This is a genomic window from Paenibacillus sp. FSL H8-0168, from assembly GCF_038592955.1.
GTDB lineage: Bacteria > Bacillota > Bacilli > Paenibacillales > Paenibacillaceae > Paenibacillus > Paenibacillus polymyxa_B.
This window is the reverse complement of record NZ_CP151948.1, coordinates 5,341,430-5,364,747: the sequence shown is the minus strand read 5'-3', so window position 1 is coordinate 5,364,747 and position 23,318 is coordinate 5,341,430. Positions and strand designations below refer to the sequence as shown.

The window sequence follows — 23,318 nt, the reverse complement described above, 5'->3', positions numbered from 1 at the left end:
GGATGAATACAGATGAGAAAAGGAATGAAGTTCACGACGTTATTACTGGCTTTGAGCTTGCTGATTGTTGGTTTGGCGGGATGTGCAGGAGGCGGAAATACCAACGGTAGTTCAGGCTCGGCTAAATTTGCTTCGATTGAGGACATTAAAAAGAATGGCAAGATTCGTATAGGTGTATTTGCAGATAAGCCGCCTTTTGGCTACGTGGATTCGGAAGGGAAGAATCAAGGCTTTGACGTCTATATTGCGAAGCGGTTTGCCAAAGATCTCTTGGGTGACGAGTCCAAGGTGGAATTTGTTCTGGTGGATGCTGCCAGCCGGGTCGCCTATTTGGAATCCAACAAGGTAGATATCATCATGGCTAACTTTACGGTGACGGATGAGCGTAAGGAAAAAGTCGATTTTGCCAACCCGTATATGAAATTATCCTTTGGCATTGTGTCGCCTGATAGCGCTCCAATCACCACGATTGACCAATTGAAGAATTCGGATCAGAAGCTGATTGTCGCAAAGGGAACAACGGCTGAAACCTATTTCACGAAAAATTACCCTGATATCAAGCTGCTTAAATTCGATCAATATACAGAAATCTTCTCAGCCCTCAAAGACAAACGCGGGGCTGCCATTGCCAACGATAATACAGAGCTGATCGCCTGGGCAAAGGCCAACCCTGGCTTTACCGTAACCATCCCGGCCTTTGGTGGTCAAGATACGATTGCACCCGCAGTAGCAAAGGGAAATAAGGAGTTATTAGACTGGATCAACAATGAGTTGGCTACATTAGGCAAGGAAAACTTTGTGCATCAAGCCTACAAGGACACATTGACCTCTGTTTACGGAGAAGGCTTTACAGATCAACTGGTCGTAGAGGGCGGCAAAGTGGATTAATCTGGGGTGAGTAAAGAGTGTTTGATACGTTTATATGATCATTTTGGAATGTAATTAAGTTCTGAGTGCTGTAAATCTATATATTTGCATAATGGATTCCTTTAAAGCAAAAAGACCCGAATTTCTAAAAAAATGGGTCTTTTTGCTTTGTATAGGATTATTGAAAATAACGCCACACTCTACGCAGAATTAATATTCATGGACCTCATCTTCAGGTATGTACTCGAGAACATCGTGCAGGGTTAACGGGCACCAGAAAGGCGAATTAACGTTTCCATCACTGTATTAAACGTTTTAAACTCGATCCGCTTGGATGTATTGTTACACATTTCGTAGATAGTATTGGGTCTGATTTTAGCCTCACGAGCGAGGGCATTTTTAGTAATCCCGATTTCTCGAAGCAATTCTTCAAGTTTGAAAGCAATTCCCTGTGCGTTTGACATTTTCATGTTGAACAGACCCCCCATGTTCTAACGAATTACAAAAATAATTGAGGTCATGCCTTGGTAGTCTCAATGTCCCTCAATTCCATCTTCGGGAATGTACTCTACAATATCAGCAAGAGTAATAGTCCTTGTAAATCTACGCTGGCGGGCGAATCTATTCAAAGCATCAAGGATATGGACAAGTGTTTCTAATTCAAGTCTTTTGGTTTTGCCATTTACCATATCTATTACAGTTGCCGGACGTATTTTTGCTTCTACGGCCAGTTTATTTCGGGAAATATCAAGTTCTTCTAAAATATCGCCAAGTTTAAAATGATATCTATTTTGAATCTCCATAATTTAGATTCTCCTTTTGTTTCATAGTACAAGAAAATCATAAAATCTATTGAAGTTTTACTATAGAAGTAATAAAATAGAACTACAGAAGTAAAACTTGTGGTTTGAATTCCGCTTTTTCGAGTGAATAGTTGTTAGTTTTCTTGCTTTGAATAATTAAAATCATAAGAGGGAGCTAAATCTAAATGAACAAAAGTAATTTTGAAAAAGTAAGTGTCATTCTTGGTCCCTGTGATCTTCCGCATATGTATGAGCTTTTTGAAGGCTATCTGATCAAGGATCGATACGTCATGATGATCGACAATAGCGTACTTACTCTTCGACATGTAAAAAAGGAAAGGCATTATTCGCATCTATATGTTGATGGTGACACGGGAGGAATCACTCTTGCAAGACATGTACAACGTGAAGACATAGATGTGATTACTGAGTTGGTCGAACGATTGCGCAACATGGATGCATTAAGTTTTCTTACAGATGAACTGTTATGGAACACATGTCGGGAAGATATAGACTTTGACTTAGTTCGGAATAAAGGACTATGAAAAATGGCGAACGTAAATTCTGATTCGAATTTTTGTTCTCGTTTTACTTATATAATGTAACACAGAAGCGTAAAAGGGTGAAATGGACACTGCCGTAATAAAGATACATACTTCACCAAAAGCTCTTGCATGCTAGTAGATTTCATTATATAATTTTAAATGATAATGAGAATCATAATCATTAATAACAGTCTTTAGGTGCATGCTCCCAATATGAGCCTAAGTGAATAGGATGGTGATGTACACATGGCTAAAGCAGATGTGGCAACTGCCAGAAGACAGCTTCGGAGTCCGAACAAGGTAACCCGCAGACGAGCTTTGAGAACGATCAAAGCTGCGAAACGCGCGAAGTAGCAGGTTCCAAGTTAACTGCAAATGGCAATACCAGTGTCAAATTTTTCAGTCTCCTCGTTTTGATATTGCACCTGCCTTCCTGATGGTGGTACACAGGAAAGTAGGTGTCTTTTTTTGAATAATAAAAAAGCGCCAGGCGGGTATCGAACCGTTCTGGCGCATTATTTGGAGATATAAAAAAACCAAACTTAAAATGAACATAAAAACGGAGTAGACGGAATAGTGCTGTACAAGCGAAGCGATCGCTTTAAAAGCTTTCCGTAGGAAAGCGCGCTTCGGAAGCATCACCTCCCCGGATTACTACTCTATAAAAGGCTTTGTTCAAGAAAACCGGGGGCGATGGCGATGGGAAGCACTATCCGACTGCGTAGTGGCACAATATGAAACTTTTAAGTTCGGTTTTAATACAAAAGCTACATTTATTTCTTTTGTGCAAACAGCCATTCAATCATATCCTGATTTTGCAGAGCCGGAACCCAGGAGAAGTGTCCCGTAGGTTTGATAATCCCTGCTTCGTATTCAGTGAAGTGAATGAGGTTTCCGTTTTGTGCTTTAATGGCAGCGACCATTTCTTGCGAGTTTTTAGGACTTACTGTGGTATCGTCTGCAGCATGGAAGGCCCAAATAGGAACGTTTTTCAATGCCTCGACGTGTGTAGGTTCAACAGGCGCATACATGTTAACGGCTTTTTCATAGTTGGTCAAACCGGCAATCGGCACACCTGCGGCGAACAAGTCCAGATTTTTTTCCAACAATCTCCACGTTCCCATGGCTCCTTGAGAAATACCAACAATATAGATTCGGTTGGTATCGATCGGGTATTTTAACGCCGTATCACGTACCAAATCGGCTACAGCGCTGTTGCGTGGCTCATCTGCCCAAATGAATTTATGCTCCAGGTCAATCGGGCTTTGTGGAGCGATTACGAAGGATGGGTGTTTGGCTTGCTGCTCAGGAGAAGCCCAAGTGACAGCACCAGCATTCGCTAACAGGTTGACTCCGTTTCCATCACCGCGTTCGCCGTTTCCGTGCAGGAATACAACCAACGGGTAGGTTTTGCCTGGTTCTACTTTAGGCTCAAATGTAAAGTAGTTCAGCTTGAAGCCTTCTTTATTTTCAAAGGTATTTTTTTGGAAGTCGTCCACGATTGGTGTAATTTTATCCGTTGCTTTTACAGTCTGTGTAGAGGCTGGGATGACTGTTTTCTTTGAAGTTGCAATATCTTTCTTTTGACTAATCGTATAATTCAACGTGTTGATGCGGTTAACTGCGCTTGTTGCATCGTAAGTAAGGGTACTTGCATTTTTATCTTGCGTATCCAGCTCAATCACGACATATTTGCCATGAGTACTGCGGTTGGTGATGGCTCCAGTATCATTGGTATATACACTGGTCACGGTTCTGTCTGTATATACATCATTGAGTACAGATTGAACCTGAAAGCTGGACGTGGATAAGGATGCCCCGTCAATATTGGTGCTGTATTTCAGTACGACAGCAGAAACGACTTCACCCAAAGGCTGTACCTGAGTAAGCAGGGTAGCCTGTGGCGCTGGGACATCGGCTGCTGCGGCAGAGCTGGAGGATGGGAAAAAGATCGTTAGCAGGAACACGAAAGATAATAAAACAAGGGCAAAACGTCTTCTTTGCATGAGATTAATCTCCTTTGGTGTCATTTTTTAAAGCGCTTACTACATGTTCGGGATAATTGACTGTATGCTGTGGAATTCATACAAATCAAAAAAGGCAAACTCCGGGTACACGTGTGTACTCGGGTTTTGCCTTTTCAGTAACAATCCCACTTGAAGGATAACACCTTCATTGGAATCTGACAAGTGAAAGCGCTACATTTTTGGGTGTTTTTTAAAAAAAAGTTTTACTTTCGTTACGGAGGATTCTACAAAAATCCTTAAAGCAACTTGCAATTAGAAGTGGATATGTCGAACTCATGGTATTCATCTATAGCAGGAAAACCAAGTCATAGGGGCTTTTCAACGGTAATATTGTGGTATATAATCTCCTTAACTTAACAGTGTTAACTTATATAACGATGTTAACAAAAGGGGATGAAATCATGAACCAATACGATGTTATTGTCATCGGTGCAGGACTGGGTGGCTTGTCCTGTGCAGCAAGACTTTCCGCGCTCGGTTACCGAACAGCTGTTTTTGAAAGCCATACTTTAGCTGGCGGTTTCGCAACTGAATTTACAAGAAAGGGATATACCTTTGATGTCTCCTTGCACGGTGTCGGCGGACTCGAGGAGGGCAGCTTCGGTCGGCTGTTAAAGGACTGCAATGCGGACCAGCGAATTGTTCCTCTCCGCAAAAAGCACCCTTACTCCATTCGTTGGGAAGGACAGACCATTGATATTCCGTCCGATGTTCAGGAGTATGTGCAGCTCCTCAAAAATATGTTTCCTGCTGAGGTGTCAGGCATTGACAGTTTATTCGCGGGCATTCGCCGTTTTGAAACAGGCTTTTCTGCTTTTTCTACTCTCACTTCCTGGCGCAAGGCGGTTGGCCTGCTCAAAGCAGGAACCTTCTTCCGTTGGACGCAAATGACGACCTGGGAAGCTGTAAGCCAGTTCGGTTTGTCTGACCGCTTCATAGAATTCTTTACCGCGCTGTGGGCCTATTATGGATTGCCTCCAAAACGGCTTGCGGCCTTGTATTTTTTCATTCCCTGGATCGGCTATCATTTGGAGGGGACGTACTACATTGAGGGAGGCGCACAGGCTTTATCCAATGCATTGGTTGACGCTATTAAGTCAGCGGGAGGAGAAGTTCACCTGCGCAGTCAAGTATCTGAGATTATACTCGAACGCGGTAAAGCAGTTGGAGTCCGTCTGAAAAAAGGCGATGTATATAAAGCCAACTGGATTGTGTCTGGTATCAGTCCCCATCATACGTATGGCCGCCTACTGGAAAACCATGATGCTGCCCGTCGTGAGCTGGAAGCTGTCAGCAGTCTGGAGACTGGCACGTCTCTCACCCAGCTATATCTGGGATTATCATGTGAGCCTCATGAGCTTGGCATCACCGAAGAAGACTTAATCCTGTGCAATGAGCCGGATTCGGAAACAGATTATGAAGTTATGATGAGCGGCCAGTATACCAAAGGCAACTGGATGCTCACGAATTATAACGCCATGGACCCTAAGCTTAATGAACCGGGAAAGGGTGTCATTGCAATTACATTTTTGGACAGATTGGAGAACTGGCCTGCCGCACGTCCCGAATATAAAGCCAAAAAAGAAGCCGTGACACAGCAGATACTGGGATGTCTAGAACAGCTGTATCCGGGTTTTCGCAGCAAGGTAGTGGTGGCCGAATTGGGCACACCGCGCACGATGCAGCGTTATACCGCTAATCCAGACGGGGCCGTTTATGGCTACGCACAAACGGTCCGGCAGTCCGGTATAAAAAGACTGAAGCACAAATCAGCTGTGAATCGTCTGTCATTGGTAGGGGCCTGGACACAGCCTGGGGGCGGGTTTCAAGGGGTTATGAACTCGGGTATAATGGAAGCTGATCGTATCGCCGCCAAATTGGGGTAGGCAGAAAGGGCAAGTACATCTACTCATGAAACATATCAAACGCCGAGAACGTGAAAGCAGTGAGATCCGCCGGAAAATCATTGAGGCCGCCCGGTCGCTTTTCCTGAATCAAGGATATGCCGAAGTCTCCATGCGCAAAATTGCGGATCAGATCGAATATTCACCAACAACTATTTATCATTATTTTGCCAATAAGGAAGCCGTGGTCCGTGAACTGCTGGTAGAAGGAAATACCTTGTTCCTGCAGGCTCTTCAGCAGCGTGTGGATGAAGCACAGGCAGCGGGATTGAACGCTCTGGACACACTGAAAACGGTATCTGATGCGTATGTTCGTTTTGGAACGGCTAACCCGGAATATTACAACATCCTGTTTATCAGCAACCTGGAATCTGTAAGCTTGGTCAGCCTTATAGACAGTGGGCGTTTTAAAGGCTTTGAGCTGCTTGAAGCTGGGCTCAAAGCCGCTATGGAGGAAGGCTGCATCATGCAAGGAGATGAGCGCCTGATCGCCAGATCCGTATGGAGCATGCTGCACGGATTGACTTCTTTGCTCCTGAATTTTGAACTTCCTATGGCAAAATCCAATGATGAATTGATCGCATTTACTATAGATACTTTCCTCAGGGGGTTAAGCCGCTGATGCAGCGGCTAACTTTCTTTACCTCGCATCACTGTACATGCGAATTCGCGTCTGAAAGCTGCTTAAGCACGGCTTCAATGCGACGTTTATCTTTTTTGAGCATAACGAGCTGCAAAGAAGCATGAAGCAAATCTGAGATATTGGCCCAAGCGCCTGCTTCCAGAGCGGGAAGAAGATCCCGGTGAATCATGATATCCAGCGCCTCCGTTGCAATTTTTTGATGAAGCTCGCTATCGGATAGCCATTCAATCAACTGCTCAGCTGTAGGACGGGAGTGAGCGAAAAGTATTGCCCAGCCATCCACCGGATGATTGACTTTATCCCGCATCCAGTTAATGATCTGGGGTGAACGAAAATGCTGTAGCTGCCCATTAGCGGTGTATCCTTCTAATTTGTCTTCTGCAGCCGAATCCTGTAGCAGGTGATTGCAAACACATACCAAGCCTTCCTGCTCGGGTAGGCAACGGGCGCTCAGATAGGCACGTGTGGACGCAAATGCACCCTTAGCATGTAGGGTATTGTTTTGAGCTAAAGATGTCCATGCTTGCGCGGTTTCTGGTTCCCACAAGGAGCGGACCCAATCAGCAGCCCCCATCCCCGCGGTCTCCCCTATTAAAACGGCCCAAGTAGAGAATGGAACCTGGCTATGCTGAATGTTCTGCCAGTGCTGCTCCCAGGCAAGAAAAATGTCCTTTGGATCATAGGCTTGAAAAGCCTGCAACACAGCAGGATGATCTACGCCATGCATGGTGGTGTAATGGATCAGCGTCTCCAACGACTGCGCATCCTCCAGTTTCATCGTGCAAAACATGTTCAACCAGCGTAGCCAGAGTTGCAGTGGTGGGCTGTTTAGCTGAATGCCATGCTCATCGGCCACTTTAAACCAATCCCATAGCCATAGCCCGTGCAAGGTGAGCATGGTGTCTATATAGGCAGGTAGATTTTCCGCAAGCAGCGTGAACTGGTCCAACTCGTGATGATAGCAGAACACCGCTGGCTCTGTAGTGGATGTCGCCATATCAAGCAGTATCGGATCACCCGCACCATTATAATTAAGGATCAGATATCGTTGCTCGTCCGCTACCGAGTCGGTATCTTCCCCATAGGATGTAAAATAGCCAATATACTCATGATTCCAGCCAAACTCTCCTGTGATATCGTCTAGGATACTCTGCTCTTGTTCAAGATCATTGCTGTTTTTATATGAACACTCCGGTCCATCAGCTACAATACAGTGTGGGGGGAGGCACCATAGTAAATTTAAGCTGCCACACCGCTGTATTAATTCAGACAGGGAGGCAGGCAAAGGCATCCGCAGCCGTTCCTCCAGCTCAGTTAGTTCACCTGTAGAAATCCCCTCCGTCCATTGGTATACCACATCAGGCATCCCACTTTGTCTCAGACGATCAACGACTTGTTCCAGTTTTTCTAAGGTTTGTGCAAAATGTACTGTCATTCGTATTCGTCCTCCTCTTACTCTACAACCCGACAATGCTCTTTTTGCAAGAATGCTAGAATTTCAACACGAAGTGCTATCGCTTTCGGTTCATAAATGATCGCCACTTCGCGTCCATATGCATAGTTAAAACGCACGTATCCGCCTAGAGTCTGAAGAAAAGCCATGCAGATATGCTCATTTTCAATCCATAGGTTTGAGGCAAAATGCTGTTTAAACCGCTGAGCCAATGCTTGTATGGATGCCGGAGCGAAATCCAGGGCTTGCTCGTTCGGATGGGCTGGATTGTAGGCCTCGGTCGTATCCGGGGGATTAAACAGTAGGAATGTTGCGGCTTTGTCTGGGCTGACAGGTTCGAAATAACGGGGAAATGGTTCCATCTTTCCGAATTCATCCCGTAAAATATGTTCCAGTGTTTCTGTGAATGGGACTTGAACATCTAAAGTCTTCGTAGTAATGATCTCCGAGTGTCGTGGCAGCCACAGCAAGCCTTCGACCTGAGGATGAATCGCTAGGAAGTCACCATCTATAGAGCTGCCAATGACCACGCACTCACCCAGCTGATGCGCTATAATTGGGCAATTATCATCATGCGTCCACAGTTCGTAATCCGCATAGGCTTGCAATAGTTGAGGATCAGGCCTTTCAATCATTAGCAGGCCGCAATAGGTGCCCGGCCCGTAGCGGGTGAGGAATGCTACATAGGAAGGGGGTAAAGTTAATCCATAGGTATGTTCAAAAGTTGTCAGTTCATCGGCAGCCACCGTCGTATGTTGTGTGGAAACCCAATACATGTAGGATGCACCTGCTTTCCGGCACTCTATCTATAGGGATAGAGATCAAAAGTAAATGAGAGATATGCTATAATTAGGAAATAAAATAGTTATAGATTAGTCTATCTTAATTCCATAGGAACTACAATTTGTGAGGGGACGAAGGAGGAACACATCTTATGACAACATCAGGGGTACAAGCCTACATAGATCCAATTTTTGAGGCGATTGATGAGGCGTACGCTTCTGAGCAAAAGCGCATCGCCGAATTCCAAATCAAAAGTGTCCTTCACGAAGGGATTCATGAATACTTAAAAGTTACCTGTAAGAAGGATGGGCTGTGGGTGGATACCTACGAACCGTTTGATTGGGATCATCGTAGACCGGACATGGAGATTTCTGGTTTTACGGAGGGGGTAACACTGCAGCAGGTTCAGGACGAATGGATGCCTGTGTTTAGGGAACGGATAGAGGCGCTATTTAATTCGGAAGAATTCAGTTCCATGTTCTTTCGTTATCGGCTGGATTTTCATCTGGAAGTGGTCTTGGAGAATAAGGCCAATCATTTTACATTCTCACTCCTAAATGAAGATAAACGGCAGCAACTGTTAGCCACTATCCAGCAGTTTGTGGAGCAGAAGCTCAACCCCTCCAGTAAAGCTATCCCGAAGGAAGAGGACGATTTCTTCCTAGTGAGACACTTGCTTGATCCTCATTTATACGCTATAGATGCCCAGCGGGTGTATGAGTTGCTCCATATAATGGATGCCAAAGTGAAGGTCAGCCGCAAGCGTGAGGAAGCATGGAGGTATCAGCTCAGCAGTGGCTTAAAGCATTGGGCTGAAGATGAATTTTTGCTGAAGTATGCGGATCGGGAAAAAAGCTATGGGCTGGATTATAAAGTGAAGCCCGATATTCTCCCTTCGGAAATTCCCACGCCAGCCATGGAGATGTTCCTGCTTACCGCGATGCGGGTGGGTTCGACCGATGCCGATGCACGGCAGAAATATTTGGAGATTGCTGCACAGCTAGGCTCGGAGCAGGCTTCCGTGTGGCTTGAGAGCGGATCAGGAAGCATCCCAGCGCTACATACAAGCGAGCGAGTCATCTGCCAAGCCAATGATATTTTGCAAACGCTGGAGGTTCAGATTCGTTCAGAGGAAGAAGAAAGCTATAGAGAAGCACTTGTATATTTATGCGATATTTTAAAGAAGGGCTTTACCAAGGAATATCGGATGAAGTTCAAAAGCAAGGTGAAAAACTACCTGCCTGTACCCAAGTTGGCTAAATCTACGCTACATCGTTTCTTCGCCAATGCACTTGAGTATCCGTCGCTGCATCCGTTGCTGGCTGAATATGCCGAAACCGTGATGGAAGAATTCAAATGGTATAACGATGTAGAGCCCGGTGAAAAGTCGGCGATGCCAGGAACCTATGCGGTAATGGGATTAGGACTGAAAGGAACGAACTATTTCCCATTAGTGAATCATTATATGAAGCTGGTGGACAGTGAACATCAGTCCGTACAGGACGGTTACGCGGCTGCTTTTGCCGAAGCGCATGGGCTAACACCTGACACGATCCCCGTTTGGACGAGGATTCTACTGGCAAGCAACGAGTCTGCCAAACCCCTGAAGTCATCCGGAATCGAAACTGTAGAGCAGGCACAGGTACTGGTGGAGGAGCTTGAGAAGCTGGAGGACTACGAACAAGAGGTGCTTGTTTATCGTATATGGGGTGGCGCGAAGAGACTAAAAAACAGCCTGAAGCAGGCTGTCCCTGAGGTAAAAGAGTTGCTGGAGACGCTTATTCCATAAAAGCATCATATTCATGATAATATCGCAGTCCCTGCGCAATGCGTTCAATATCCGGCTCGCTTCCGCTGTGGCGTAACACTTCAATGACATCCTGTACAGTCGCCACCTCCAGCCAAGATTGCACGTGATGGTCTGGCAGAGATGCAGGGATACTTTCATCACGATGATTGGTGACGGTGAGACCGGCATCCTCCAGCTCCCACAATTCTTCCTCGGGAATGATGTAGTAGGTAGAATTGAGCGGATTACTTTGAACACGTTCCAGATTGGCAAATACCCATTCATTGATTTCTGTTTGGTCAACGGCATGGACCAGTGCTTCAAGGCTGTCAAAAGTTTGTATGCTCATGTATGGAGGCTCCTCTCTTAGCTGCTGGCTTATGCTGTAGCTTTTGTAATATCTTTAAGATGGCCTGGCGATTCTTCGCATCCTTAATGTACTTGGGAATGGAATGGGAAGCCGTACGCATCATACCGGATGTAGGCTTTTCCCGCAACTCGGCAGAGATATAGGAGAGCAGGTAATTCAGGTGTATCCGGTTAAGAGCCCAGACAGGTTTACCCCGATAGTAATCAAGGAAGTACAGCTGGAGCTGGAAAATAGGGTCTTTTCCGTTTTGGATCACGTCCGTATGCCATTCGCGTGATTGAACACGATGCACCGGAACCTGATTGCGTGTCTCACAGTGCGGACAGTTTATATTCGTATTTTTATGGAGTTTCGTTCGGTCATCATGGATTTCGATATTAAAATACCGCTCGCAATGGTTGCATACGCCGCGTGCATAGAATGTATAAGATTCTGGCTGCTGATACGTGTAGTAACAATGAGAGCATCGAACAACGTAATAACAGTCTTTTTTGGATCTGGAAATAAAAGCTTGGCCCTGACAACGGGGACAGTGAACAGCTACTTGTTCTCCTCTCCAGATCACGGCGGCAAAGTCATATTTATATCCATGTTCATCTTTGAAGCGCTTTTGCTCCATATTCGTTCCTCCTTTTCGGAAAGAGCGTAAAAACGTACATTTTATGATTCGTATGTTATAATATTCCTCAACAACAGAATGGCTTAGATGGGCGGTCGGCTAGTCTCCTGTAAAGGAGGTGAGGCCTGTGGAGGTTAAAGACACCCTAATGTTGATGATTCAATTCGCAACGTTGGTGATCCTAATTCTTTCCTTCCATAAAAAGAAATAGACCGCCCTCGACAAAGGCAAGCGGTCTATTTCAATGATCATCCTTTGACACGGCTACCGCCCTTAAAAGCGGCTGTTGCCAAAGAGTGAGGATGTTGACGCATCTTCACACTTTTTTTAGAATATACATCTTATTCCCATTTTAACACTTGAAAATGGCCTTTTCAATGCACCGAAGGGTGAAAAGGTGAATAGGACGTGCAAAAGGAGAGGGCGAACATGAGCATTTTTACAGGGCTGCAACGTCCTCAGTTTCAGGCTTATTATGACGAGACTTTTCTAATAGAACATCGTTTTGAAAATGGTATGGGTTTTCCGCCTTCTTATATAGATTATGTCAAAACTCTTGGTTACGGGCGACTATGCGGCTTATGGAACATTCATATTCCTCTTGGCGATCACCCGGATTCATGGCTTCATCGTTATCATGACTGGCGGGCCTGGTTTGATGATTTACTCGAATCGGAAGAGGTTTTACAAGAAGCGGCGCTGGAGCCAGATGGCTTTCCAGAACTTTTGGAGCATGTGGTTCCCTTCGCTTCCAGTGAAGGGAATGACCTGCTGATTTGGGATATTCAATCGCCTGATGAACGGGGAGAATTCCCAATCTATGCTTTGAATCTACGCACATGGGGCAATTTTCGGTATGCAGCCCCGGATTTATATAGCCTCTTCGAAGCGTTGGTGGATGAAGAGCGCGTGAAGTCGGTATTAGGGACAGAGTGTACACCATTCCCGTATACGTTCGAGCCCTTTTAGCAGCGTAAATAACCACCTTGGTATCAAACTTCAAGGTGGTTATTTGTGCTGCTATTCTTCTGCTAGTGGTCTTTGTATTGGGCTAAATATCGCTGTACCAACTCATATCCAGCCACGCCCATTACAGTATATTGATTATATTCTTCCAGTTCCAGATTGCGTATATATTCATCCCCGCAATACAGATGGCCCGCACAATTAAAATATTTTAGCTGCTGTTGTTCCTCGGATAGAGGGCGCTGATCGATAATAGGCCATACTCCCTTCGTCAGATTTTGGGTGGCGGTGAATATAACTTCAAATCGGCCGCGATAATTTGTGAACGGAAGATATGTCTTTTCACCCTTGTACGCTTGATTCTGGCCTATGGATAGAACCCCGAAGGAGAACGCTTTTTTGAATCTACCATACAGTGCGCAGATCACCTGACATACCGCAAATCGGCCGTCATGCATGGGGATAACAAAAATATCGCCTTCCCGATGTTTGATTCTTTTGAACACCATCGTCAGGCCAGCTCTTCCTGAATGATCTCTGTTTTTAGACCTTTAGCGTTGGTAATCGTAATGCTGATCGCATCATAGCCGTTCCGCTTCGCATCTTCAAAATCGCATCGTTCGCCGTTGATCAGCTCTAACTGTCCATTCTCATCCACATCGTCTGCAAACTCGTCATCCCAATCCACATTATAAAAAGTGGTCAAGCTTACCTCGAAAGTATCTTCACCATCTTCGTCCAGATAGGGCAGCAGGGGAGTACGATTGTTCTGCTGTTCCTTGGTATAAACTTCGCATAGCAGAGCATCGTAACCATGGCGGGTTCCGTCAAAAATCACGATCTGTTCACCTGTGACTGCCTCTTCTGCAATAATGAGTTGGGGGGCAAATTCAGTTCCAGTGATCAGCTCGTCCATAAGTTCTCCATAATAAAAAATGTGGAATTTCGTATGTCCTGCCTGTGAACGAAGCGTACCTGTCCACTCCTGCTCGACCCATGCCTCTGGGTTTTCGGGTACAACCCAACCTTCTAAATAAGCCGGTCCCCAATTAGGGTTATGTATTTCTGTCATCAGTAGGCCTCCCTTTCTGCTCGTTGAGTCGTTCAATTACCTGATTAAAAAACGTTGTAAAGTCTGTTGCCACCAGATACAAATGTCCACATTGGTCCTGCTTCATTAATCGCTAGAAGGTCATGATTTTTGTTGGATACCTCATATCCGAAAAAACAAGTCAAATCAATGTCTCCGTTATCCACACGATCGAAAGGCACATTGCAATAAAAAGGAGCGGCTACATAAAATCCGTTATATTGTGAAAGGAAACATTTGTAGCCAGCGGGCAATATACGCTGTATCTGTTCCTCCAATGCTGCGATCTGGGCAGGCGAAAGCCCTGATTCAATTGCGAATGACATCAACAACCAGCCTCCATGATCCTAGTGAACCATAGATCTCTTTTTTGAAAATGAGACGACGCAGCGGTGCATCGTTTGTGAGATCATGTCATGGATAGGGTGACGATTTTGTTGTCCTCATCCACATCGACCTTCACATTTACTTCCAGCTTGTCCTTAAACAGCTTACTGATATTGATATAGTCATCCTTTACCGCACGGCTTGATCTACCGGTTGTGCGAGTCATCCCAGCGGTGATGATGGAACGGACGTATGTTTTATCGAGCTTGGCTTCGGGATTATAGGTATAAATGATCTGTTCCTGCTGATTGTAATAATGGGTTAATTCCGTGTATTCGTTAGCATTCTCATACTGCTTTTCCTCACGCACATAATCAGGATGGTCCATGGTGTAGTGGATTCCCCCGTCCAGAAAAGGATTTTCCTTGGAGGGTCGGAGTTCATAGTATCCGTAGGCTAGTTGAAACAGATACTCTATGCCTGAGCCCTCCGCCTGATAGTAGAGCTGACGATTGTCCCCTTTTTTATCTATAGCGGTATAGCTGCTGATTAAAGGCCAGGCATCATACTTTTTATCCTTTACCTCAATGGCAAGCTTGTAATGTACAAGCACCTTTTCATTTTGAAATAATCCAAAGCTGCTCATAATAAAATAGGCAGGCACACATATAATCCCGATAATCAATATGAATATAAATATTCTTACACGCATAAGTAGAGTGATTCTCCTTTGGTTGTCGATGATGTGGACAGCTCCCGTTTGGCAGATGCACCGAATTCCTCATGCTGCAATAATTGCTTCAGAGCATGTTGTGCGAAAGGCGTGCTTTTATGTGCGCGAAGCAGTGCACAAGCGGCCTCCTTGACTAAGATATATGTATCACTGCGGATCAACTCTCATGTCTGTAGCTTGATAAAGCTTCTTCCGGTCCGCCACCCTCCAGCAGTACCATAACCGCATAGGAGATCGTATCCATCCAATCGTCGAGGGTGTTGATCTGCTCTACGGTCAGCAGGTTGTTTCGCTGCAGCATACTATCAGGATACAATGCCCATGCCCGTGTATATTGGCAAATCCCCCACAGAGCGGCAATCAGCTCCCGTTCTACGGATGGTTTTTCCAACTCATCTGCCAGAACTTCAATGATGGTCATCAGCTCATGAAAATTATCCTCAATCAGTTCCCCCTGGAAGGGGCGGAGCATCCCTAGAAATCCGTTTTGCATTTTGAGATGATCCAGATCATCGTGAATAAAAGAATGACAACGCAACAGCTCGCGAGCCTCCTGTTTATTCATTCAGTTCCTTAATCTCTGCGCGGATACCTCTGCACAGAAAGCTACCTGACAGTCCCGACAAGGCATCGATATCAACGACCATGTCTGCTTCTTCATAGCGGAAATCAAGTTGCAAGATGATGTTTTCTGTTTCTACAGGAGTTAATACATGCTCTTTGGTTTCCAGAAATGTAAAAGTCACTGCATAGCGTGGGACGTCTTTTACTGGAGCTTCAGGGATTACAGGTACCTCAGCCGAAGGCTCCAGATCTGGCGATTTAGGGACAAGCATGCTAGCGTAGGATAGCTCAATCGTCAGCGTAATCTGGTCTTTCGTCATATTAGCAGCTGTAATTCGGTCATAATGAAAGGGAGGGAAATAGCCGAGCTTCTCGACAATGCTGTCTGCTCCTTGAATAGAAACGGTTGGAGAGAAAGCCAGTTCCAGTCCGATGGACCCTGCCAGTTGGTCTTCATATTCTGGATTGATACGTACAAGGGCTTGTTCCGGCTCTACTTTCAAAATCGTGCCTATAAAATACTGTTTGCCATGGATCAGAACAATATCATGCGGAACGAACGGCAACGCTCCCCCGGCTTGATAATGAATGAGATATTCGTTCTCTTTTTTTTCAACCTTTTGAATTTGAATTTGCATAAATTGCAGCCTCCTGGGGTTAATAGTATGACGGATTGTTTAAGTGTGTGGTAAAGGGAACGGAGTCCACGATTGAAAAACATACTTCATATCCGGGGTATCCTGCTCGAGCATAAATGGAAGAATATCCATAATAGCGCGTGCTTTACTGCCAGCATAAAAGTTACGCGAGCTGTGTAGCAGCTTGTTTGCCTTTAACCACTGGCTCAGCTTCATCATAACGTCTTCGACGATTGTTTGGTCGATATTTTCATAAACGTCCTGACGGATTGAAACGAGCATGCCGCAATGATTAGAAGATTGGCACATGGGGTCATTGGACAAAAGAATGTACACTTCCGGCGTTGTCCCTTTGTTATAGGATGATTTGATACTGGGAGCCTCGATAGCTAGCATCAGCGGAATCAATTCATCATCGGTTACAATGCGGAGCAGCTCTTGCAGGTTGTTAACCACAAGCATCCATCCTTTATTCATGAATTACCAATTCTTATATCATAATATATGACATGAAGATCGAATTCACCTTTTACATTGACTGTGGTACTGTTCATTAAAATCGTTTGGAAACCAGTTCAACTTCGCGTATACTAGGAAAGTCATAGATGGAACGGGCCTGAGCCGCATTGCGGCCGTATGTTGGTTACATGAACAGATTCAACGATAACGGATAAGCTCCCTTCCTGAAAAGGGTAGAATGAGAACCGATACAAAAATGGGAATTCTGAACTATGGAACGATAGATGTCATATGGCACATGAACCTATTTTACGTGACACATATTGAATACAGATAAGGGAAGTGAATACCACTTGAAGAATTTTGCAGCATTAGGTGTAGAGCAGCATTGGGTAGAAGCCTTGAAAGAACAGGGAATTTCATCCCCAACTCCTGTACAGCAGGAGTCGATTCCACTGTTGATGGAAGGTCAGGATGTTATCGCCGAGGCACATACGGGAACCGGGAAGACGATTGCGTTCTTACTGCCCATTTTGCAAAAAATGAATTTGGACAAGCGTCATCCACAAGCGCTCGTGATTGCACCGACGCGTGAGCTGGCGCTCCAGATTACAGAGGCAGCGAACACGTTGGCCGCTACAGAGCCAAGCTTGTCATTACTGGCTGTTTATGGAGGACAGGACGTAGAGCGTCAGCTTCGTAAACTGAGAGGCGGCGCACAACTGATTATTGGTACACCTGGGCGACTGCTGGATCACCTGAGACGTGGCACGCTGGATCTGGGTGGCATTAAAATGCTGGTCCTGGACGAAGCAGACCAAATGTTACACATGGGCTTTTTGAACGATGTGGAGACGATTCTTCAGGAGGTTCCTTACCGGAGACAGACGATGCTGTTCTCGGCTACGATGCCAGCCGGTATTCGTAAGCTGGCTCGTGTATATATGAACGAACCCGTAGATGTCAAAGTGAAATCCGCTTCTTCCGTTCCGGTGAGCCAAATCCGTCAGGTCGTTGTGCAAACAACAGACCGTGGTAAGCAACAGGCATTGGTGGATATGCTGAATACGGATCGCCCGTACTTGGCTGTTATTTTCTGCCGTACGAAGCGCCGGGCTGCCAAACTGAACGAAGAGCTGCAAGAGATGGGCTTTGAGAGCGGTGAGCTTCACGGAGATTTGTCCCAGAACAAGCGGGAGCAAGTGATGAAGGCGTTCCGGGAAGCGAAACTCCAATTGCTCGTAGCGACTGATGTAGCTGCACGCGGCCTGGATGTAGAAGGCGTCACGCATGTCTTTAACTATGACATGCCGCAGGATGCCGAAAGCTACATCCACCGCATCGGGCGTACCGGCCGTGCCGGAGGCAAAGGCGTGGCAGTGACGCTCGCTACGCCAAGGGATGTTCCAGAGCTTCGGAACATCCAAAGAGTTGCTGGTGTCACATTCACCAGCAGTGAGGGCGGCGGACAGCGTAGACCTGCTTCCGATACGGCTGATCGACAGGGTCGAGAACGCCGTTCGGGCAGAAACGACCGCCGTTCCTACGGCGGCAACGACTCCGGCGGCGGACGCCGGGGCAGCGGCCGCGAACAGGCGGGCCGTCGTGATGCCACAGGCGGCGAACGTCGCTCTAGCCGCGGCAGTAGCGAGCGTGGCGGGTATGACCGCAGCAGCGGCGGTTCTGCACGCGGAGGTCAGGGCCGCTCGGCAGGGCAAAGCAGCGAGCGCGGCGGGTATGACCGCAGCAGCGGCGGTTCTGCACGCGGAGGCCAAGGCCGCTCGGCAGGGCAAAGCAGCGAGCGCGGCGGATATGACCGCAGCAGCGGCGGTTCCGCACGCGGAGGCCAAGGCCGCTCGGCAGGACAAAGCAGCGAGCGCGGCGGATATGACCGCAGTAGCGGCGGTTCCGCGCGCGGAGGCCAAGGTGGCCGCGGTGGACAAGCCAAAGGCGGCCCGCGTGGTGGTCAAGGACAAGGAGGCCGTCGCGGACGGTCCAGATAGTTAAAACAGGAGTATTCTCATAGAATGCTCCACTATGGTTATCATAATAGCCCCGGGGAGGCTCATCTTCCGGGGCTATTGTAATCTTCATCCATACCGCTGAAGGAGCAGCACCATAAGATGACATGAGTAGCGGGGCTACCTTGAAATATACGATTAGCGTTTAGGTTACATTTTCAAAAGATAAATTTGGAGGGATTATACATCATGCAGGAACAGGATATGGGCAAGCGCGCCATGGTCTCAGCATGGATCAGCCTGATTAGCAACATCCTATTAACCGGCATTAAGATTATTACAGGACTTATGTTCAACAGTAAGGTGCTGGTAGCCGATGGTGTGCATAATGCCGGAGACGTGATTGCCTCTGCAACGGCACTGGGAGCGATGCGCATATCCAGCCAGCCGCCGGATGAGGATCATCCTTATGGTCACGGCAAAGCAGAAGTGATTGGTGCAAGCGTGGTGGCGGTCATATTGTTTGGAGCGGGCATGTTTATCGGCTATCATTCCATTGCAGCACTGTTCGAACCGATGCCACAGGAGCATATACTGGCTTTGGTGGCCGCCATTATATCCTTGCTCTGGAAACAGTGGCTGTATATTTACACGATTCGTATCGGGAGAGCGGTCAATAGTCAGGGTCTTATTGCAACGGCAAAAGATCATCTCGCTGATGTGTACGCCTCTGGGGCTGCTGTACTGGGTATCGGCTTAGGGCTAATTGGGGAGCACTGGAGCATTTCAATCTTATCTTACGGCGACCCTATTGCGGGATTCGTAGTGGCATTGCTAGTTCTGAAATTGGCGTGGGAAATGGGCCGTGAATCCATAGATGTACTTATGGAAAAAGCGATTGCAACGGAGGAAATTGAAAGCTACGCCGCAGCCGCACTGAGTGTAGCCGAGGTTCAACGTATTGACCGTATCCGTGCCCGTGAGCACGGCCATTATATCATCGTGGATATCCGCGCTTCAGTGGATGCCTCTTTGACGATTCAGCAGGGACACGATATTATCCGACTGATTAAGGGGGCTGTTATGAAGCGGGAACCGCGGGTTTATGAGGTGCTTGTCCATTTGAATCCATGGTATGCGGACGACCACTAGAACAGACGACGCGAATTGACAGATAACTTGCAGGGAGGGTATGCTTTTAAAAGCCGAACGATGATGAATAAAAGCGAGGTTACCCGAAAATATGCGAAAATTTTTAAAATGGTTAGGCATTTCTGTGACTGCTGCGGCTCTTTTAGTGGGCGGATATTATACGTATTCTATATATCATTTTACGAATCAAATTTCGGTTGCTTCGGGACAGGATTCGAAATTCAAACCGCAGGCACAAACTCAAACCAATGTACAACCTGTAGAGGTATCGCTCCCACCGGAATGGGATGGGACAGAAAGAGTGAATATTCTGCTGCTAGGCGGCGACTCCCGTGGAGAGGATTCAGGGCGTTCTGACTCCGTTATGGTTGCTTCTATTGATCCGGTTACGAAAAAGGCTGCACTTATGTCGATTCTTCGTGATACGTACGTCAATATCCCAGGTCATGGGCAAAGTCGATTGAATGCTGCTTTTTCCTACGGTGGACCGGATTTAACCAGACAGACCGTGAGCGACCTATTGGGGATACCGATTCAATATTATGTATATACTGATTTTAATGGCTTTATTGCGTTGGTTGATTCTGTGGGTGGTATTGACCTGGATGTCGAAAAAGATATGCACTATACCTCCAAGGCAGATAAACACCAGTTTGATATTGATTTGAAAAAGGGAATGCAGCACATGGACGGTAAAACAGCCTTGCAATATGTACGCTTCCGTCATGATGCGACTTCCGATTTTACGCGTACGGAGCGGCAACGCAAATTCATTACCGAGCTTGGCGGTAAAATTCAGTCAACCTCATCTCTAATTAAACTGCCGAGTATTTTAAATAGCATTTCTCCTTATATTGAAACGAATCTCAGTACCACGGAAATGCTGCAATTGGCTTCATTGGGCTTTAATATCGATGCAACAACAGTAGCGAAGCAGCAAATCCCACCAAATGAATTGGTGCGCGGGGAAACCATTAAGGGTGCGCAGGTGTTGGGTGTGGACGAAAGAAAGCTCAAGCGCTTCATACAGAATCTTTTTGAACAGGAGAACAAACCTGTGACCACGACGGTGGATGCTGCAACCACGATAAATGATACTCCATAACCCTTGAAAGCAAGCGAAGTTCGTACGATGACGTACAACTTTGTTTGCTTTTGTGTTTATTTGGGTATAACCTTGTATATTTTGTTCCAAAAATATATCGTATCTATGAAGAACGTATACTCAATTGTGTAAAGAGAAGGGGAATGTGGTGTGGAAATAACTCCGGCATGGAAAGACCGATTCAAGAAGTTTTTTCTGAACAACAAGTTTGTGTTATTCCTGCTGGTACTGCTGCTGATCGGCTTGAATATCTTGGTGCTTACCAAAATTTCATACATATTCACACCTGTCATGGTGCTACTGAAAACGATAATTCTCCCTGTCATTTTATCCGGCGTCTTGTACTATCTGCTCAATCCATTGGTTGATGTACTGGAGCGCAATAAGGTGAAACGAATATACTCCATTATTTTACTGTTTTTGCTCATTATAGGGGTTATTGCGATTGTGGTTACATCGGTGGTACCTGTAATCCGTGATCAAATACAGGGACTTATCCAGAATTTTCCTGACTATAGCGAGCAAGTACAACGACAATTCGAGAAACTGATCGGCAGCGATTTTGTAAACCAGTTCCAGAACACCATTCAAATTAATCCATCTGAGCTGGCCTCCAAAGCTTCTGAAAAGTTATCTAGCTTTATTAATAATGCATGGACGGGTGTGGGCAGCTTCTTGGGCGTGGTTACAGAAACGGTACTTGCGATTGCCACGGTTCCATTTATTCTGTTCTACTTGCTAAAAGATGGACACAAGCTGCCACAGTTTATCCTGAAAATGCTCCCGCCTATGTTTCGTAAAGAAACAGATCGCATTATGACCGAGATGAATCATCAGGTCAGTTCCTATATTCGTGGGCAGATTATTGTCAGCTTCTGTATTGGGGCGCTGTTGTATATTGGTTATCTAATCATTGGATTGGACTACTCTCTGACGCTTGCAGTCATTGCGTCCTTTACGAGCGTTGTCCCCTACTTAGGTCCCGTCATTGCCATTACACCTGCGTTAATTGTAGCCTTGGTCACCTCACCGATTATGCTGCTCAAGATGGTTATCGTATGGACAGTCGTACAGCTCATTGAGGGTAAATTTATTTCTCCACAAATTATGGGCAAATCTCTTCGAGTACATCCGATCACGATTATCTTTGTTATTCTGACGGCAGGCAATTTGTTTGGTGTGGTGGGAATCGTACTGGCGGTTCCAGGTTACGCTGTCTTGAAAGTAATCGTTACACATCTGTACAGTTTCTTTAAAAAGCGTTCGCATCTCTATGAGGCGGATAAAGGGAACACAAGTCTTTACGAAAAATAAACTTTTCCACTATAAAATCGATATTGACCCCTCTTGGGTAACTGTGGCTTTGCGTGCTATAATTAATGTCTATCCTTATTCCAAAATAGAAAGGTCAGACTTTTATGATAAAACTCAGCATTCTTGACCAATCTCCGGTATCGGAAGGCATGACGCATGCGCAGGCATTACAAAAGACCGCTGAGCTTGCTATAGAGGCGGAACGCTTGGGTTATCATCGCTTTTGGGTATCAGAGCATCATTCTGCCGCAAATCTCGCAGGCTCCAGTCCGGAGGTACTGATTTCACATCTGGCCGCACGTACCTCAACCATTCGAGTGGGGTCGGGTGGTGTGATGCTGCCCCATTACAGCGCTTATAAAGTAGCGGAAAACTTCCGTGTGCTGGAGGGATTGTATCCGGGACGCATTGATTTAGGTCTGGGACGAGCGCCCGGAGGAATGCCCATTGCTACCAGAGCCCTGCAAGAAGGCAAAATGCGAGGTGGTGTAGATCTATACCCTGAGCAGTTGGATGACCTGTTAGCTTATTTACATGACAGCACGGGCAATAATCACCGTTTCGGTTCGCTACAGGCGATGCCGCTTATAGAAACTGTACCGGAAATGTGGTTGCTCGGCTCCAGTGGTGATAGCGCAGGTCTGGCAGCCGAGCGTGGCGTGGGCTTTGCGTTTGCGCAGTTCATTAATGGTGAAGGCGGCACAGGGGCTATGAAGGAATACCAGGAAAGCTTCCAGCCTTCCCAGCATAGTGACCAACCACGTTCGCTTGTTGCCGTATTTGCGATCTGTGCGGATACCGAAGAGGAGGCGAATCGGTTGGCTTCCAGTATGGACTTGTCTCTTGTTCTATTAGAGCAGGGAATGCGCTCCGCTGGAACACCTTCCGTCGAAAAGGCACTGGCGTATCCGTATACGCCGTTTGACCGGATGCGGATTCGTGAGAATCGCAAACGTATGGTGGTCGGTTCGCCCGAACAGGTGAAGCGTCAGATTGAGCAATTAAGTAAGGACTATAATGCACAGGAGATCATGGTTGCGAGCATTATTCACGACTTTGATGCCAAAATAAAATCTATACGTCTCATGGCTGAAGCATTTGGACTGTCTTCTATACAGTCATAATGCGATTCGCCGGATTTAAAAGATCACAGCTTCGAGGAGCTGTGATCTTTTTTTGAATTTTTTGAGGGAATATTGGATGATA

General features: G+C 46.2%; 26 protein-coding genes. 12 read left to right on the top strand and 14 right to left on the bottom strand.

The window, feature by feature from the left end; all coding sequences use genetic code 11:
* Nucleotides 1–12: 12 nt before the first annotated feature.
* Nucleotides 13–888: a cysteine ABC transporter substrate-binding protein gene (locus tag MHI21_RS23715; RefSeq protein WP_069290583.1), complete on the top strand. Its 876-nt coding sequence runs from the start codon at nucleotides 13–15 to the stop codon at nucleotides 886–888.
* 242 nt (nucleotides 889–1,130) lie between these two features.
* Here MHI21_RS23715 and MHI21_RS23710 read toward each other — a convergent pair whose 3' ends face one another.
* Together MHI21_RS23710 and MHI21_RS23705 are read right to left on the bottom strand one after the other, a co-directional pair.
* A complete protein-coding gene (locus MHI21_RS23710; protein ID WP_342419014.1) occupies nucleotides 1,131–1,337 on the bottom strand; it encodes a helix-turn-helix transcriptional regulator in 207 nt (68 codons plus the stop codon).
* Nucleotides 1,338–1,400: 63 nt separating this feature from the next.
* Nucleotides 1,401–1,670, bottom strand: a complete 270-nt coding sequence (locus MHI21_RS23705) for a helix-turn-helix transcriptional regulator (protein WP_010347197.1) — start codon at nucleotides 1,668–1,670, stop codon at nucleotides 1,401–1,403.
* Between the two features lie 185 nt (nucleotides 1,671–1,855).
* Between MHI21_RS23705 and MHI21_RS23700 the strand changes: the two genes are divergently transcribed.
* Nucleotides 1,856–2,215: a hypothetical protein gene (locus MHI21_RS23700; protein WP_061831998.1), complete on the top strand. Its 360-nt coding sequence runs from the start codon at nucleotides 1,856–1,858 to the stop codon at nucleotides 2,213–2,215.
* Nucleotides 2,216–2,461: 246 nt separating this feature from the next.
* Complete coding sequence (locus MHI21_RS23695; RefSeq protein WP_158451783.1) at nucleotides 2,462–2,569, top strand: putative metal homeostasis protein; 108 nt, start codon at nucleotides 2,462–2,464, stop codon at nucleotides 2,567–2,569.
* A 419-nt stretch (nucleotides 2,570–2,988) separates the two neighbouring features.
* On the opposite strand, the gene MHI21_RS23690 is transcribed toward MHI21_RS23695, so the two are convergent.
* Nucleotides 2,989–4,221, bottom strand: coding sequence for a PHB depolymerase family esterase (locus MHI21_RS23690; protein ID WP_190298161.1), 1,233 nt, complete (start codon nucleotides 4,219–4,221; stop codon nucleotides 2,989–2,991).
* A 422-nt stretch (nucleotides 4,222–4,643) separates the two neighbouring features.
* Here MHI21_RS23690 and MHI21_RS23685 point away from each other — a divergent pair, with 422 nt between their 5' ends.
* Nucleotides 4,644–6,128: an NAD(P)/FAD-dependent oxidoreductase gene (locus MHI21_RS23685; protein WP_341162869.1), complete on the top strand. Its 1,485-nt coding sequence runs from the start codon at nucleotides 4,644–4,646 to the stop codon at nucleotides 6,126–6,128.
* Nucleotides 6,129–6,153: 25 nt separating this feature from the next.
* A complete protein-coding gene (locus MHI21_RS23680; protein WP_061831995.1) occupies nucleotides 6,154–6,768 on the top strand; it encodes a TetR/AcrR family transcriptional regulator in 615 nt (204 codons plus the stop codon).
* 28 nt (nucleotides 6,769–6,796) lie between these two features.
* Here MHI21_RS23680 and MHI21_RS23675 read toward each other — a convergent pair whose 3' ends face one another.
* The gene (locus tag MHI21_RS23675; protein WP_341162870.1) at nucleotides 6,797–8,224 is read right to left on the bottom strand and encodes an SMI1/KNR4 family protein; all 1,428 of its coding nucleotides are present in this window, start codon (nucleotides 8,222–8,224) and stop codon (nucleotides 6,797–6,799) included.
* Between the two features lie 17 nt (nucleotides 8,225–8,241).
* The gene (locus MHI21_RS23670; RefSeq protein WP_342419013.1) at nucleotides 8,242–9,018 is read right to left on the bottom strand and encodes an SMI1/KNR4 family protein; all 777 of its coding nucleotides are present in this window, start codon (nucleotides 9,016–9,018) and stop codon (nucleotides 8,242–8,244) included.
* Nucleotides 9,019–9,176: 158 nt separating this feature from the next.
* Here MHI21_RS23670 and MHI21_RS23665 point away from each other — a divergent pair, with 158 nt between their 5' ends.
* On the top strand, nucleotides 9,177–10,814 hold the full coding sequence (locus MHI21_RS23665) for a DUF6138 family protein (RefSeq protein ID WP_342419012.1): 1,638 nt from the start codon (nucleotides 9,177–9,179) through the stop codon (nucleotides 10,812–10,814).
* On the opposite strand, the gene MHI21_RS23660 is transcribed toward MHI21_RS23665, so the two are convergent.
* A complete protein-coding gene (locus MHI21_RS23660) occupies nucleotides 10,804–11,163 on the bottom strand; it encodes a hypothetical protein (RefSeq protein WP_172828236.1) in 360 nt (119 codons plus the stop codon). The two genes, MHI21_RS23665 and MHI21_RS23660, sit on opposite strands and share 11 nt — an antisense overlap.
* A complete protein-coding gene (locus tag MHI21_RS23655; protein ID WP_342419011.1) occupies nucleotides 11,144–11,803 on the bottom strand; it encodes a hypothetical protein in 660 nt (219 codons plus the stop codon). The genes MHI21_RS23660 and MHI21_RS23655 overlap by 20 nt, the downstream gene beginning before the upstream one ends.
* Before the next feature lie 429 nt (nucleotides 11,804–12,232).
* Between MHI21_RS23655 and MHI21_RS23650 the strand changes: the two genes are divergently transcribed.
* Nucleotides 12,233–12,772, top strand: a complete 540-nt coding sequence (locus MHI21_RS23650) for a hypothetical protein (RefSeq protein ID WP_342419010.1) — start codon at nucleotides 12,233–12,235, stop codon at nucleotides 12,770–12,772.
* Nucleotides 12,773–12,834: 62 nt separating this feature from the next.
* On the opposite strand, the gene MHI21_RS23645 is transcribed toward MHI21_RS23650, so the two are convergent.
* From MHI21_RS23645 to MHI21_RS23615, 7 genes are all read right to left on the bottom strand, one after another.
* The gene (locus tag MHI21_RS23645) at nucleotides 12,835–13,278 is read right to left on the bottom strand and encodes an immunity 26/phosphotriesterase HocA family protein (protein WP_342419009.1); all 444 of its coding nucleotides are present in this window, start codon (nucleotides 13,276–13,278) and stop codon (nucleotides 12,835–12,837) included.
* 2 nt (nucleotides 13,279–13,280) lie between these two features.
* On the bottom strand, nucleotides 13,281–13,841 hold the full coding sequence (locus tag MHI21_RS23640; RefSeq protein WP_342419008.1) for a hypothetical protein: 561 nt from the start codon (nucleotides 13,839–13,841) through the stop codon (nucleotides 13,281–13,283).
* Nucleotides 13,842–13,885: 44 nt separating this feature from the next.
* Entirely contained in the window at nucleotides 13,886–14,185 is a 300-nt protein-coding gene (locus tag MHI21_RS23635; RefSeq protein WP_342419007.1) for an SMI1/KNR4 family protein, read from the bottom strand.
* A gap of 83 nt (nucleotides 14,186–14,268) precedes the next feature.
* Nucleotides 14,269–14,898: a hypothetical protein gene (locus MHI21_RS23630; RefSeq protein WP_342419006.1), complete on the bottom strand. Its 630-nt coding sequence runs from the start codon at nucleotides 14,896–14,898 to the stop codon at nucleotides 14,269–14,271.
* A 178-nt stretch (nucleotides 14,899–15,076) separates the two neighbouring features.
* On the bottom strand, nucleotides 15,077–15,484 hold the full coding sequence (locus MHI21_RS23625) for a hypothetical protein (RefSeq protein WP_342419005.1): 408 nt from the start codon (nucleotides 15,482–15,484) through the stop codon (nucleotides 15,077–15,079).
* A complete protein-coding gene (locus MHI21_RS23620; protein ID WP_342419004.1) occupies nucleotides 15,477–16,121 on the bottom strand; it encodes an immunity 50 family protein in 645 nt (214 codons plus the stop codon). Before MHI21_RS23620 ends, MHI21_RS23625 begins: the two co-directional genes overlap by 8 nt.
* A gap of 39 nt (nucleotides 16,122–16,160) precedes the next feature.
* Nucleotides 16,161–16,598: a hypothetical protein gene (locus tag MHI21_RS23615; protein WP_342419003.1), complete on the bottom strand. Its 438-nt coding sequence runs from the start codon at nucleotides 16,596–16,598 to the stop codon at nucleotides 16,161–16,163.
* Between the two features lie 335 nt (nucleotides 16,599–16,933).
* Here MHI21_RS23615 and MHI21_RS23610 point away from each other — a divergent pair, with 335 nt between their 5' ends.
* The 5 genes from MHI21_RS23610 to MHI21_RS23590 all read left to right on the top strand — a co-directional run bounded on the left by MHI21_RS23610 (nucleotide 16,934) and on the right by MHI21_RS23590 (nucleotide 23,236).
* Nucleotides 16,934–18,583, top strand: coding sequence for a DEAD/DEAH box helicase (locus MHI21_RS23610; protein WP_342419002.1), 1,650 nt, complete (start codon nucleotides 16,934–16,936; stop codon nucleotides 18,581–18,583).
* Nucleotides 18,584–18,790: 207 nt separating this feature from the next.
* The gene (locus MHI21_RS23605; protein WP_342419001.1) at nucleotides 18,791–19,693 is read left to right on the top strand and encodes a cation diffusion facilitator family transporter; all 903 of its coding nucleotides are present in this window, start codon (nucleotides 18,791–18,793) and stop codon (nucleotides 19,691–19,693) included.
* Between the two features lie 91 nt (nucleotides 19,694–19,784).
* A complete protein-coding gene (locus MHI21_RS23600; RefSeq protein ID WP_342419000.1) occupies nucleotides 19,785–20,798 on the top strand; it encodes an LCP family protein in 1,014 nt (337 codons plus the stop codon).
* 150 nt (nucleotides 20,799–20,948) lie between these two features.
* Nucleotides 20,949–22,112 carry an AI-2E family transporter gene (locus tag MHI21_RS23595; protein ID WP_342418999.1) on the top strand — a complete coding sequence of 388 codons (1,164 nt, stop codon included), beginning with the start codon at nucleotides 20,949–20,951 and terminating at the stop codon, nucleotides 22,110–22,112.
* Between the two features lie 104 nt (nucleotides 22,113–22,216).
* Complete coding sequence (locus MHI21_RS23590; protein ID WP_250266840.1) at nucleotides 22,217–23,236, top strand: LLM class flavin-dependent oxidoreductase; 1,020 nt, start codon at nucleotides 22,217–22,219, stop codon at nucleotides 23,234–23,236.
* Nucleotides 23,237–23,318: the final 82 nt, after the last annotated feature.

Coding starts and splice junctions, on each gene's coding strand:
- MHI21_RS23710 (WP_342419014.1), bottom strand. CDS start 1,337: ATGAAAATGTCAAACGCACAGGGAATTGCTTTCAAACTTGAAGAATTG.
- MHI21_RS23625 (WP_342419005.1), bottom strand. CDS start 15,484: ATGAATAAACAGGAGGCTCGCGAGCTGTTGCGTTGTCATTCTTTTATT.
- MHI21_RS23660 (WP_172828236.1), bottom strand. CDS start 11,163: ATGAGCATACAAACTTTTGACAGCCTTGAAGCACTGGTCCATGCCGTT.
- MHI21_RS23715 (WP_069290583.1), top strand. CDS start 13: ATGAGAAAAGGAATGAAGTTCACGACGTTATTACTGGCTTTGAGCTTG.
- MHI21_RS23705 (WP_010347197.1), bottom strand. CDS start 1,670: ATGGAGATTCAAAATAGATATCATTTTAAACTTGGCGATATTTTAGAA.
- MHI21_RS23620 (WP_342419004.1), bottom strand. CDS start 16,121: ATGCAAATTCAAATTCAAAAGGTTGAAAAAAAAGAGAACGAATATCTC.
- MHI21_RS23600 (WP_342419000.1), top strand. CDS start 19,785: ATGCGAAAATTTTTAAAATGGTTAGGCATTTCTGTGACTGCTGCGGCT.
- MHI21_RS23635 (WP_342419007.1), bottom strand. CDS start 14,185: ATGTCATTCGCAATTGAATCAGGGCTTTCGCCTGCCCAGATCGCAGCA.
- MHI21_RS23605 (WP_342419001.1), top strand. CDS start 18,791: ATGCAGGAACAGGATATGGGCAAGCGCGCCATGGTCTCAGCATGGATC.
- MHI21_RS23655 (WP_342419011.1), bottom strand. CDS start 11,803: ATGGAGCAAAAGCGCTTCAAAGATGAACATGGATATAAATATGACTTT.
- MHI21_RS23590 (WP_250266840.1), top strand. CDS start 22,217: ATGATAAAACTCAGCATTCTTGACCAATCTCCGGTATCGGAAGGCATG.
- MHI21_RS23680 (WP_061831995.1), top strand. CDS start 6,154: ATGAAACATATCAAACGCCGAGAACGTGAAAGCAGTGAGATCCGCCGG.
- MHI21_RS23630 (WP_342419006.1), bottom strand. CDS start 14,898: ATGCGTGTAAGAATATTTATATTCATATTGATTATCGGGATTATATGT.
- MHI21_RS23615 (WP_342419003.1), bottom strand. CDS start 16,598: ATGAATAAAGGATGGATGCTTGTGGTTAACAACCTGCAAGAGCTGCTC.
- MHI21_RS23645 (WP_342419009.1), bottom strand. CDS start 13,278: ATGGTGTTCAAAAGAATCAAACATCGGGAAGGCGATATTTTTGTTATC.
- MHI21_RS23665 (WP_342419012.1), top strand. CDS start 9,177: ATGACAACATCAGGGGTACAAGCCTACATAGATCCAATTTTTGAGGCG.
- MHI21_RS23685 (WP_341162869.1), top strand. CDS start 4,644: ATGAACCAATACGATGTTATTGTCATCGGTGCAGGACTGGGTGGCTTG.
- MHI21_RS23640 (WP_342419008.1), bottom strand. CDS start 13,841: ATGACAGAAATACATAACCCTAATTGGGGACCGGCTTATTTAGAAGGT.
- MHI21_RS23700 (WP_061831998.1), top strand. CDS start 1,856: ATGAACAAAAGTAATTTTGAAAAAGTAAGTGTCATTCTTGGTCCCTGT.
- MHI21_RS23675 (WP_341162870.1), bottom strand. CDS start 8,224: ATGACAGTACATTTTGCACAAACCTTAGAAAAACTGGAACAAGTCGTT.
- MHI21_RS23695 (WP_158451783.1), top strand. CDS start 2,462: ATGGCTAAAGCAGATGTGGCAACTGCCAGAAGACAGCTTCGGAGTCCG.
- MHI21_RS23650 (WP_342419010.1), top strand. CDS start 12,233: ATGAGCATTTTTACAGGGCTGCAACGTCCTCAGTTTCAGGCTTATTAT.
- MHI21_RS23690 (WP_190298161.1), bottom strand. CDS start 4,221: ATGCAAAGAAGACGTTTTGCCCTTGTTTTATTATCTTTCGTGTTCCTG.
- MHI21_RS23670 (WP_342419013.1), bottom strand. CDS start 9,018: ATGTATTGGGTTTCCACACAACATACGACGGTGGCTGCCGATGAACTG.